We start from the raw sequence: 11425 nt of genomic DNA, 5'->3' as shown, positions 1-11425 counted from the left end.
CCGCGCCGTGCGGCGGCGACCCCGAGGACCCTCATGGCGCAGTTCGGCACCCCTCTGATGAGCCCCGCCGAAACCCGCCGCGCCTTCCGCGCCCTGCTGCTCGGCCTCTTCGCCGGCCTGCTGTCCAGCACTGTGGTCGTCACCGCGCTGCCCCGCGTCGTCACCGACCTGGACGGCGGCCAGGCCGCCTTCACCTGGGTCGTCGCGGCCACGATGGTCTCCTCCACGCTGAGTCTGCCGCTCTGGGGGAAGCTCGCCGACCGCACGGACCGCAAGACGCTGATCCAGTGCTCGCTCGGCCTGTTCGCCCTCGGGTCGGCGTGGTGCGCGCTGGCCGGTGATGTCGGGCAGCTCATCGCGGGCCGGGCCGTGCAGGGGCTGGGAGCCGGCGGGGTGAACGCGCTGGCCCAGGTCATCATGGCCGCGCTGGTCCCGCCACGGGAGCGCGGCCGGTACAACGGCCGCATCACACTGGTCGTCACGGCCGGAACGGTCGCCGGTCCCCCGCTCGGCGGCCTCCTCGCCGACACCCCCGGGGTGGGCTGGCGCGGCTGCTTCCATCTGGGCGTGCTCCTGGCGGCCGGTGCCGGACTCACCCTCCACCGGACACTGCGACTGCCCGCGCCCGGGGCCGATTCCGGGCGTGGGACGCACCGGTCCCGTCCCGACCTCTGGGGCGCGGCCCTGTTCATCGCAGCGGTCGGTACGCTCCTCCTCGCCGTCACCCGGGCCGGGGACGGCGTCCCGTGGGTGTCCTGGTCGGCAGCGGGAGCGGCCTGCGTCGTGCTCGTCCTAGCCGTATTGTTCGTCCGTCGCGAGTCACGGGCCGCCGATCCGCTGGTGCCGCTGAGCCTGTTGCGCGACCGCACCGTCGCCCTGTCGGCGCTCGCCGGTTTCGCGGTCGGACCGGCACTGTTCGCCGCTCCCGCCCTGTTGGGTCAGTACTTCCAGACCGCCCGGGCGCAGTCGCCGACCGTGTCGGGCCTGCTGACCCTGCCGATGATCGCGGGTCTGCTGGTGGCCTCCGGCGTGGCCGGCCGTCTGATCGCCGCACGAGGCCGCTGGAAACGCCTCCTGGCCTCCGGAGGACTGCTGCTCGTCCTCGGCTTCTCACTCATGGGCACCGTGAGGGCGGACACCCCGCTGCCGCTGGTGAGCGCCGCCCTGTTCGCGGGAGGCGCGGGCGTCGGCATCGTCTCGCAGAACCTTGTGCTGATCGCCCAGAACGCGGCGCCGCCGGACGGTCTGGGCGCCACCACCACCCTGGTGGTCCTCTCCCGCAGCCTCGGCGGGGTACTCGGGCTCGCCGCACTCGGCTCCCTGCTGACCGCCCGCGTGGACGCCCTGTCCTCCGCACCCGCCGTGACCGGGACCGGGCCCGACGGGACCCTGCCGGACCTGGGCGCGCTGCCGCCCCCGGCCGTGGCGAGCGTGCAGGCGGTGTACGGGCGGGCTTTCGGCGACGTGTTCGCCACCGCCGTGCCTTTCGCCCTGCTCGCGCTGACCGCCGTCCTGCTGATGCGGGAGACGCCCCTGCGCACCGCGCACGGGAGACCCGGCCCGGAACAGGAACCGGGCCCCGTCCGGACATAGACCGGTGCCGGCTCGCTCGGATCCGGCCCGCTGAAACGGTGGACGAACCGCTCGTAGGCGGCGTTCGGTCCGTTCGCCCACGAGCCGGCATCGGCAAGGTCCCCTCGTTCCGTTCCGTAGAGGGCGGGACGAACGGGAGGGGACGGGGCGGCGCTGTCACATTGGCCGATGGCGTGGGGTGATCTTCAGGTCGATCCTGCTGGAGGGGTGCCTGTGGAGAGCAGGTCACCCTCGTACAAGGGGCACCGCTACCCGGCCGAGGCCATCTTCCACTGTGTGGCTGTACCACGGCGTTGTCACGTTGGTGCAGGTGGGACCAGCGATGGCGTGTCAGGGTGCGGTGGAGCCGGGTGGCGGTTTCGGGTCAGGCCGCGGTGGGCATGGCGGCAGCACCGGCTCACCGGGAAGGACACTTTCGAACCAGTCAAGTGCTGCCGCGCACGCCTCGGTGGCGTACCCGAATCCCCATGCCCGCGGCAAGAACAGGTAGCCGAGATCGGCCTTCCCCGCGGCAGCCGGGCGATGGTGGTCCGGCGCTCTCCTGAGCAGAATCTGGCCGATCATCACCCCGTCGAGATCAACGACGAAGCTCCCGGACCACCGTTCGGGCACCTCGGGCAACTCGCGCTCAAGCTCGTCACGAGGGCGGGGGCCGCCGAGGTAGGTGTGCACCTCTGGCGACGCGAGCAGTTCGATGAACACCGCACGGTCCCCGGCCTCGGACTCACGGAGCACGAGCCTCTCGGTCCTGATCGGCGCAGGCGGCCAGACAACGGGCCCGAGATCGGACATGTCAGCCAGCCAATCAGCAGGCTCAGCAGTGATCAAGACTCGCGGACCCACTTGTCTTCTTACCCCCCTGAGATGTCCTTGAGGGCCCGGACGTGCGGTCCGTCGACCGCCGCGTCGTCCATCCGGCTCGACAGCGGCGAACTCGAGGCGACGCCGACCGGCATCCGCGCGCCGGCCCTTGCAGGGCGGTGCCTCCGCGGGCACACCCGCCCAGCCGATCACGGCACTGGTGTCGGGCGGCGCGTTCTTCCTGACCCTCGAGGACGGCACAGTGGTCCCGGCATCGGTGCCCAGTGCCCCGGCAGGCCGTACCGGGGGCACTGGGCGACTGTCCGGCGAATCATGCGTATGACGTCTGAAGCCGATGGCAGGCGGCGCTGCACGGGGCACACGCGCATGCCGGTCACGGTGTGCCGGGCACCAGTCCGACCCGGTAGGCGAGGACGACGGCCTGGACGCGGTCGCGCAGGCCGAGTTTCGCCAGGATGCGCGACACGTAGGTCTTGACGGTCTCGGGCGTGATGAACATCGACGCGGCGATCTCCGCGTTCGACAGCCCCTCGGCGATCAGTTGGAGCACTTCCAGCTCGCGGGGGGTCAGCGCACGCACGACGTCCTGTCTGGCCGGCCGGGAGGTGTCGGCCGGTCGCAGATGCTGGGCGAAGTGGCCGATGAGGTGGCGGGTGACGGCGGGTGCCAGCAGGGCCTCGCCCCGGGCGACGGTCCGGACACCGTTGACCAGCTCCGCCGGAGGCGCGTCCTTGAGGAGGAACCCGCTCGCTCCGGCGCGCAACGCGTCGTAGACGTAGGCGTCGACGTTGAACGTGGTGACGACCAGTACCTTCGGCGCGTCTTCGGTATCGGGACCGGCCAGTTGTCGCGTCGCCTGGATGCCGTCGAGCAGGGGCATCCGGATGTCCATCACGACCACGTCGGGGCGCAGCCGCCGCGCGGTCTGGACCGCCTCGTGGCCGTTCTCGGCCTCCCCGACGACCTGCATGTCGGGCTGCGCGGAGAAGATGGTGACGTAGCCGGTCCGCACCAGCGCCTGGTCGTCGCAGACGAGCACACGGGTCGGTGGCGGCGTATCGCTCACGAGGTCACTCCTGAAGGGGCTTGGACGGAATCGTGGCACGGACCTCGAACCCGCCTCCGGGCCGGGGACCGGCCTCCAGTTCACCATCGAGCATCCGCACCCGTGCACGCAGCCCGGCCAGCCCCCGTCCGCCCGCGGGACCCGGCTTCCGCGCGACCGGTGCGGCGGCGGGTCCGTCGGTGGTCACCACGATCTCGATGTGCACGTCGCCGTGCCGGAGCAGGACCCGTGTCGGCTTCCCGGCCGCGTACTTCAAGGCGTTGGTGAGCGCCTCCTGCACCACCCGGTACGCGGCCAGCTCCACGTCCACGCTCTGCGGCCGCCGCTCGCCCTGCTCGCCGAACTCGACCGGCTGACCCGACCTGCGGGCCTGCTCGACCAGGTCCCCCACCCGCCCCAGGGCGGGCGCCCGGCCCGCACCCGCCGGGTCCGCGGACGCCGCCTCGCCGGTCGCCTCCAGGACACCGAGCAGGTACCGCAGTTCCGTCAGCGCCCGACGGCCGGTGTCGCTCACGGCCGTCAGTCCCTCGCCGGCGCGTTCCGGCGCGGACGTGAGCAGGAACTGCGCCGCGTCGGCTTGGACCACCATGGCCGTCACGTGGTGGGTGACCACGTCGTGCAGCTCGCGGGCGATCCGCGCCCGCTCGGCGGCCGTGGCCACCTCGGCGGCCAGCCGCCGCCGCTTCGCCTCTTCCGTCCGCCGCTTGCGCACCGTGCTCCCCACCAGCCAGGCCGCGGCCAGAGCCAGGGAGAACGCGAGGTAGTCCGGCAGCGAATTCGGTGAGCCGAGGCGGTTCAGGACGACGGCCAGCACGGCGTAACCCGCACTCGCCACGACGACCAGGCCGTGGCGGAGGCGGACCTGGTGGGCCCCGGCGGAGTACAGGGCCAGATACAGTCCCATGCTCGCAAACGTTGTCGCGAAGCCCAGCGCCTGGTGCACGGCGAACGCGCCCGCGATGACGGCCAGACAGGCCGCGGGCCACCTGCGGCGGACCGCCAGCGGCACGGTCTGGGCCAGGACCAGCCCGACGCTCAGCACGTTCGCCGGCCGCTCGGGCAGATCGCCGATCTGCGCACCGATCTGGGACAGGGGCGGCACGAAGGCCAGCAAGGTGAGCGTCAGGGCGAGGACGCCGTCCTTGAGGAGAGCATCCCGCTCTTGCCACCGGTCGAGCGACGCCCGGAGCAGCGGGATGCTCCGGGTTGCCTGACGGGACATCACTTCAGTTTCCTCCAGCCTTCCTGTCTCAACGGGTCGCGCGTCGCCGGGTCTTGATGCCACCGCTCCGGTGGGCGCGGACGAGCATCGGAACGGCGATGGCCACGCCCATGAGGACGGGCATGATCGATGCCTCCAGACCGAAGCTGCCACCGGTCAGAAGGGCGGGGCCATGGACGTCGACGGTGAACAGGCCCTCGGGGGCGTGTCCGGAGACCGGGATGCCGAGCAGCTGCTCCGTGGTGTTCCAGGCGAAGTGCAGCCCCACGACGAACCAGATGTTACGCCGCCACAAGAACGCGGCTCCGAGCAGGACGCCCGCCTCCAGAGCGATCGCCAGCCCGCTCCACGCACTCGCTCCCGGGGTGCCCAGGTGGGCGACACCGAAGAACAGCGAGGTGATCACGATGGCGGCCCGGCTACCCCACAGCTGCTCAAGAGCCTGCAGGGCAAGACCGCGGAACAACAACTCCTCGGTGACCGCAGCGCCGATCTGCACCACGACCGCGGTCCAGACGACCGACATGAAGTCGTCGCCCGCCCAGGTGAACGAATAGCCTCCGAACGCCGTGATCAGGAGGGCGGAGACAAGAATGAAACCCAGGCCGATCCCGCCGCCCAGCAGCACCTCCCGGCCGGCCCCGGACCGGGCGATCTCCGGCGCGGAGCGTCGTGCCACACGGCGCATGACGTAGCAGTACACGGCCACCGCGGCAACCGCGCCCAGCACCGGCACGGGGCCGGGTCCGGTCGCCGTCAGTCCCGAAACCAGGCCGACGCCGACCATTCCCGCCAGCATCCAGCCGAGCGGAGACCGCATGATCCGACCGAAGCGGCCGCCGCCCCCGTCGCGGTCCTCCCCCGGGCCGGAGCCTGCGCTGTGTCGTATGGCGGACGTCGTGCCCATGGTGGCCTCCCCGGTAGTGGGTCACCCCTGTGGCGACCTGACGACCACGCTAGGAATCCGCGGACGTCCACGAATCACCCGTGCACGGACAGTTCCTGTAGCTCTCACGGGGGATGCACCACCCGCCCGCGCCCGTTCCGCCACGGGACGCGGTCGAAGCACGAGCGGGACTGGACGCCGTAAGAGGACCAGGAACTACAGCCGCCGCGGCGCCCGTGCGATGCGTGAGCGCGGCTTCCGCGGCGTCACCCGGCGCAGGCGGTGTTCGCTGTCCCGGCCTGTACGACGACGAAGCCCGCCCCGGACCTGATCGGCCGCGACCTCCATGCCGAGCACCTCGGGACCAAGCTGGTCTGCGACATTACCTATCAGTCCACCGCAGAGGGCCGGCTCTACCTCGCCTGCCGACTGGACCTGGCCGCCCACGAGGTCGTCGGCTACGCCATGACCGACCACCGCCGCGCCGAACTCGTCGTCGACACTTCTGACATGGCCCACGGCCTGGACGGTCTGGAGCCCGGCTGCGCTGCCACCTGGACCTGCGGCAGCAGGCCGCCCCCGGCCTGACCCGGGCCGCTGTTCGTCGATGCCGCCCCTCCCCCGTGTCTGGCGGGAGGCGTGGCGTCACGGTGTGTGGTCAGCCACGGCGGCGAAACAGGGCACGGCGGGGCCTGGACGGCTCCTGGCCGTGGCTGTTCTCCGGAGCCGGCTGTGCGGGGCTCGCCGGGGCGCGGGTCGTACAGGGCGCGGCCTCCGGGCCATAGGGAGAGCTCGGTGGTCAGGGCGACGCCGTCGTCGACTTCCTCGGTCCGCCACCCGTGGATGTCCAGCAGCAGGCCGTCCAGCGGCCCGTCGACCGGTTCGGCGTAGGTCCGGTGCGGGAGCGGGCCGGGGTCGGGGCCGTCGTGCTCCGCGCCATGGACGCGGCCGTTCAGCAGCTGCTCGTCGCCGTTCATCCGGTCGGCTTTCCAGCCGTCATCGACAGCCGGGCAGGACCGGCGGGCCCGGCTGGGTGGAGGCCTGGCCCGCCGCCGGGCTGCGCGAGCTCGGGACTTGATCTGGCTGGGCAGTCTTGAACGGGCGGTCGGCTTCGCCATCCCGGGGAGGTCCGGGAGGCTGCGGGTGCCCAGGTGCCCAGGTGTCCCGCCTGGCGAGGCAGCGGGTAGCGGGTAGCGCCAGATCTTCGCGCGCGGCCCGTGGTGATCGGGCTTGGCGAGGGTGGTTGCGGCGACGGTGAGCTTGCCGGCGTGGACGGAGGCCAGTTGGTGCACCGCGGCGAGCAGGACGGTGATGCGGTTGTCGAGCGCGGTGGTGCCGGCTCCGTCGAACACGAAGAGCACGGGCGGGAAGACCCCTTCGGTGCGCGGGTAGCGGGTCAGCCACTCTTGCTTGCCAGTGCTCTTCCACACGTTGGTGCGGTACTCGTCGTAGGCGGTCAGCTTGGCGGTGAGCTTGCCGAAGGCCATCGACGCGCGGTCCACCTCCACGAACACGTGCGGCAGGTTGGTGCAGGGCAGAAGGACGCCCCACCGTCCGAACTGATCAACGCGGTACGCGTCGTCGCCCGCGGCGAGTCCCTCCTGGCCGCCGCCACCCGACCCCTGATCGGCCGCTTCGCCGAACGCGTACGTCCCTCCGCCGCCCCCGCGTCCCCCGAGCGCGAGCGTCTCAAGGTTCTCACCCCCGCGGGCAGGAGGTCCTCCTCCTCATCGGCGAGGGCATGTCGAACGCCGAAATCGCCCACCGAACTGGTCGTCAGCCACGAGACCGTGAAGACCTACGTCTCCCGCATTCTCACCAAACTGGATCTCCGCGACCGCGTCCAGGCGGTGGTCCTGACCCATCGGGTGGGGTCGGCTGGGGGACGGCAACCGAGCCTGACGGCCCTGTGATGCCGTGCGGCGCGGCAAGCTGTCAGCAGCGGCTCGCGTTCCCGCCCACAGCTCATCCGATACGCCCCACGGCGGCCGCTCCGTTCTCAGGGTCGGCCCAGGATCCCCCGAGCGAGCTACCTGTTTCGTCCTCTCTGGGGTGACGCACGCCACCGGTGGTCTCTTGTTGACTCGAATCGTCAACACAACGGCCGGCCAAGGCCGACCAGCCCAGTAGCTAAGGACAACACCATGACCACGACACGCAGTTCCGCGCAGCGCGGTTTCCCCAGAGGCCGCCGAATCGCCGCAGCTCTGCTGGTTTCCACGCTGGCAGGAACCGCACTGGTCGCGTGTAATGCCGACGCCAAGGACTCGCAATCGGCCAAGGCCTCCGGCAAGAGCGTCAGCGAGACCGCGGGCGACGCCAAGATCACCTGGGGTGAGTGCCCGGCCCTGGCCGAGGGACAAACCCGTGACCCCCACCTAGCCTGTGGAACGTTGAAGGTGCCACTCGACTACCGGAACCCGGACGGCATGAAGATCGACGTGGCGGTCTCCCGGCTGTCCACCGCACAGCCCGGGAAGCGACATGGCGTTCTGCTGCTGAACCCCGGCGGGCCGGCCCTGGGCGGTCTCGACATGCCCGAGACCATGGCGTCCACGCTGCCGAAGTCCGTGCTGGACCGCTACGACCTGATCGGTTTCGACCCGCGCGGCGTCGAGCACAGCACCCCACAGAGTTGCGGTCTGCAGGACCCCAGCGTGTCCGGGCTCTTCCCCTATCCCGCCGCGGACGGCTCGATCACCAAGAACGTGGCCCGCGCCAAAGCCGACGCCAAGCAGTGCGCCGACACGGTGGGCAAGAACCTGCGGTACTACAACACCGCCAACACCGCCCGCGACATGGACCGCATCCGCCGGGCGCTCGGTGAGAAGAAGATCTCCTACTGGGGCCAGTCCTACGGCACCTACCTCGGCGCCGTCTACCGCTCCCTCTTCCAAAACCACACCGACCGGATGATCCTGGAAGGCAACGTCGACCCCACCAAGGTATGGGCCGACCAGGTGGCGGACACCTGGGGCAAGGGCACGGCCGACCGGTTCCCCGATGCCGCCCGCGTCGCCGCGGCGCAGGCCGGCACCCTCAAGCTGGGCACGAACGTCGCGCAGGTGACCCACACCTACCTCACCCTCGCCGACCGGCTCGACCGCACGCCCGCAGCGATTCCCGGCGCATCGGTGTCGCTGGACGGGGCTTTGCTGCGGAACATGACCTACGCCCTGCTTCTGCACAACAACACCCTTCCCGTGCTCGCCAAGTTCTGGAAGGCCGCCGACAACCTGACCCACGGCAGCACCACGGCCGCCGACACCGCGGTTCTCAAGGAGGTGTTCGCCGACACACCGACGGCCCCGGGCATCCCCACGGACAACCAGGCCACCATGTTCATGGCTCTCACCTGCGGCGACGCCGAATGGCCGCACGACATCGACGGCTACGCCGCCCGCACCACCGCCGACCGCGAGAAGTGGCCGCTCACCGCGGGCATGCCCGCCAACATCTGGGCATGCGCCTACTGGGACAAGCCAGCTGAGGCGACCGCCAAGATCGTGAAGGGCGGCCCGCGCAACACCCTGATCCTGCAGAACCGCCGGGACAATGCCACCCCTTGGGAAAGCGGCGTCGGGCTGCACAAGTCCCTCGGCGACGGCTCTGCCTTCGTCGGCGTCGACAACGGCGGGCACTCCGTCTACGGCGAAGGCTCCGCCTGCGCCGACAAGGCCACCGTCGGCTTCCTGACCACCGGCCACCTGCCGGACAAGGACGTCTACTGCACCGACGTCACCCAGAAGTAACCCGCCGGAACGCGGTGCTTCCCTGTCCGGCCCGCTGTCCGGTTGGAGTCGCCTCGATGGGGCCGATGGAAGCCGCCCCAGCCATCACGGCAATGGCCGAGAACCACTGCATCGATATTCGGAACAGCCCCGAGGAACATGTCCACTCGTATCCTGCCGCAGCGGGGGCTCCAAGACCCCGTCAGAGAGGAGCTCAGGCTCGGTCAGGGGACGGTTACGGACGTTGCGACCGTTGCGTTTTGGTGAGCAGACCGAGCAGGGCGTCCTGTTCGTCCGGGTCGAGACCGGCGAAGAGGCAGGATGCGTGGAGCCGGGTTCTCAGCGCCTCCCACAGCTCCTGGCCGCGTGTCGGCGTACGGGCTTTTCCGGCCCTGGCAAGGTTTTCGTAGCCGTAGATCATCTCGGTGACACGGAGGGCCGGTCCGCGCAGTGGGCAGCCTGTGGCTGTGCTCAGTCGAACTGGCAAGCTTGTTACCTCAGAGGTCGTTCTCTTTCCGAACCTTGTGTGCGGAAAGAGAACGACCTCTGAGGCGTGGGCGACGGTGGCGTCCGCCTTCACCGACTGGGAGTCCACCACGGCCCCACTCGGCTCGGGATCACGGCCTTCCGCCCGACGGACCGCCTGATGCGGCCGGTCGTGCAGCTCGGCCGCCAGCCCTGTGTCCCGCCGACGGGCGAAGAGGGCGTAGACCCGTGGCCAGGGCGGGAAGTCGGACGGCACCGCCCGCCACTTGATGCCGTTGTCGACGAGGTAGCGCACCGCGTCGATCATCTGCCGATGGCAGTAGCCCTCCGGCCAGCCACCGCGGCCCGCCGGCCATCCCGGAACCGGCAGCAGATTCTTCACCACAACCCACTCCGTGTCGCTCATGCCCGAGTTGTAGCGGGGCCCGATCTGGCCGGTCGCAGGCGTTCCCGAACCTGTGGGCGAGGCAGTCACACGCAGGAGTGGACGAACTGGACCGGGCAACCGGGACCACGCGACACTTCGACGACGGGGCCTCTTGACTCTCGCCGGACTCGACAACCGCGAGCTGCCAAGAGGCCCCTCTTCCATGCCTCGGCGTCGGTCAACTCACCCGACCCAGCACGCTGTTCGAACCCGACCGACCACGCAAGCGGATAGAGAACAGGCAGTCAGCCGTTGTTACTGCGGCAGGCACAGGCGGGCCGCCTCCAATCCGATGGAGCGTCGAATCATGTGACGCCGAACTGCACTCCCCGCGTGGTTCCTACTCGACCGCACATCGCTGCTGTTCAAGCACTACTGCGTCCACTCGTACGCGTGATCAGAGACGAATTCGGCGAAGGTGCGCGGCGGACGGCCGGTCAGTTCGAGCACCGCAGTGCTGACCTGGTCTTCGCGTCCCTCCTTGATTCCGCGCTCGACGGCGGCAAGGGCGGCAGCGAACTCGGTCGGCATTCCGGAGGCACGGTAGGCGGCAGCCTGTTCCTCCTCCGTAATAGGCTCCACCCGAACCTGTCGGCCGGTCTGCGCGGTGATGATCTGCGCGGCCTGTGGATAGCTCATCCCGTGCGGCCCGGTGATCAGGTAGTCGCTTCGAGCGTCCACTCCCAGGTCAGCCAATAGCGCGGCAGCACTGGCCGCGATGTCCCGCGCATCGACCCACCCCAGCTTGCCGTCACCGGCTGCGGTGCGGATCCCACCGTGTCGATGGATGTGCTCGGCCAGTGGGTGCGGACGCAGGAAGTTCTGCATGAAGCCGGACGCGCGGAGTACGACACCTCCGGGCTGAGCCTGAACCTGAGCGGCCATCTCCGCAGCGCTGGGTGCGTTCGGCAGCACAATGGCGGAGCCGAGCATCACGAGGCGCTGGATACCGGCCCGCTGCGCTTGGCGCAGGAAGGGCTCGACCAGCGGCAGCGGGTCCACGCTCTCCACCGGCGGAAGCAGGAAGATCCGGTCCGTCCCGTCGAGCGCGGGTCCATATGTGGTCGGGTCGTTCCAGTCGAAGCGGATTGCATCAGGATCGGCTGCGGCCGGGTGCCGGCTGGCGGCCCGTGTCTGCACACCAGCGTTGCGGAGCACTTGCACCAGCGTCGGTTGCGTCCTGGGAAGTGGT

8 protein-coding genes and 2 pseudogenes are annotated in these 11425 nt (G+C 70.3%); 3 read left to right on the top strand and 7 right to left on the bottom strand.

Annotation, left to right across the window (positions count from 1 at the left end; translation table 11 throughout):
- Window positions 1-33 precede the first annotated feature (33 nt).
- Entirely contained in the window at window positions 34-1593 is a 1560-nt protein-coding gene (locus AMK33_RS38530; RefSeq protein ID WP_158075185.1) for an MFS transporter, read from the top strand.
- A 387-nt stretch (window positions 1594-1980) separates the two neighbouring features.
- Here AMK33_RS38530 and AMK33_RS38525 read toward each other — a convergent pair.
- The 5 genes and pseudogenes from AMK33_RS38525 to AMK33_RS38505 all read right to left on the bottom strand — a co-directional run.
- Window positions 1981-2385, bottom strand: a pseudogene (locus AMK33_RS38525) (GNAT family N-acetyltransferase); the annotation flags it as partial.
- 403 nt (window positions 2386-2788) lie between these two features.
- Window positions 2789-3481: a response regulator gene (locus AMK33_RS38520; RefSeq protein WP_073937909.1), complete on the bottom strand. Its 693-nt coding sequence runs from the start codon at window positions 3479-3481 to the stop codon at window positions 2789-2791.
- A 4-nt stretch (window positions 3482-3485) separates the two neighbouring features.
- Window positions 3486-4703 (bottom strand): sensor histidine kinase, encoded by a 1218-nt coding sequence (locus tag AMK33_RS38515; RefSeq protein WP_073937908.1) that lies wholly within the window; start codon window positions 4701-4703, stop codon window positions 3486-3488.
- A gap of 28 nt (window positions 4704-4731) precedes the next feature.
- A complete protein-coding gene (locus tag AMK33_RS38510; protein WP_073937922.1) occupies window positions 4732-5523 on the bottom strand; it encodes a CPBP family intramembrane glutamic endopeptidase in 792 nt (263 codons plus the stop codon).
- Window positions 5524-6308: 785 nt separating this feature from the next.
- Window positions 6309-6566 (bottom strand): annotated as a pseudogene (locus AMK33_RS38505) (hypothetical protein); the annotation flags it as partial.
- 537 nt (window positions 6567-7103) lie between these two features.
- Here AMK33_RS38505 and AMK33_RS44450 point away from each other — a divergent pair.
- Window positions 7104-7502, top strand: a complete 399-nt coding sequence (locus tag AMK33_RS44450) for a LuxR C-terminal-related transcriptional regulator (protein WP_073937907.1) — start codon at window positions 7104-7106, stop codon at window positions 7500-7502.
- Window positions 7503-7733: 231 nt separating this feature from the next.
- Entirely contained in the window at window positions 7734-9341 is a 1608-nt protein-coding gene (locus tag AMK33_RS38495) for an alpha/beta hydrolase (protein WP_073937906.1), read from the top strand.
- Window positions 9342-9555: 214 nt separating this feature from the next.
- On the opposite strand, the gene AMK33_RS43455 is transcribed toward AMK33_RS38495, so the two are convergent.
- Together AMK33_RS43455 and AMK33_RS38485 are read right to left on the bottom strand one after the other, a co-directional pair.
- Window positions 9556-10212, bottom strand: a complete 657-nt coding sequence (locus AMK33_RS43455) for a transposase (RefSeq protein ID WP_201263160.1) — start codon at window positions 10210-10212, stop codon at window positions 9556-9558.
- A 393-nt stretch (window positions 10213-10605) separates the two neighbouring features.
- Window positions 10606-11425 (bottom strand): ergot alkaloid biosynthesis protein (locus tag AMK33_RS38485; RefSeq protein WP_107425362.1); only part of this gene is annotated, 820 nt, incomplete at its 5' end.

This window comes from Streptomyces sp. CB02400 (assembly GCF_001905725.1).
Taxonomy (GTDB): Bacteria; Actinomycetota; Actinomycetes; order Streptomycetales; family Streptomycetaceae; genus Streptomyces; species Streptomyces atrovirens.
Note: the sequence above shows the minus strand (reverse complement) of the source record. Positions and strands in the feature narration are given on the sequence as shown.

What these genes read in the sequence shown, in the direction of transcription:
- AMK33_RS38530 (WP_158075185.1), top strand. Translation starts at nt 34, where the DNA reads ATGGCGCAGTTCGGCACCCCTCTGATGAGCCCCGCCGAAACCCGCCGC.
- AMK33_RS38515 (WP_073937908.1), bottom strand. Translation starts at nt 4,703, where the DNA reads ATGTCCCGTCAGGCAACCCGGAGCATCCCGCTGCTCCGGGCGTCGCTC.
- AMK33_RS38510 (WP_073937922.1), bottom strand. Translation starts at nt 5,523, where the DNA reads ATGCGGTCTCCGCTCGGCTGGATGCTGGCGGGAATGGTCGGCGTCGGC.
- AMK33_RS38495 (WP_073937906.1), top strand. Translation starts at nt 7,734, where the DNA reads ATGACCACGACACGCAGTTCCGCGCAGCGCGGTTTCCCCAGAGGCCGC.
- AMK33_RS43455 (WP_201263160.1), bottom strand. Translation starts at nt 10,212, where the DNA reads ATGAGCGACACGGAGTGGGTTGTGGTGAAGAATCTGCTGCCGGTTCCG.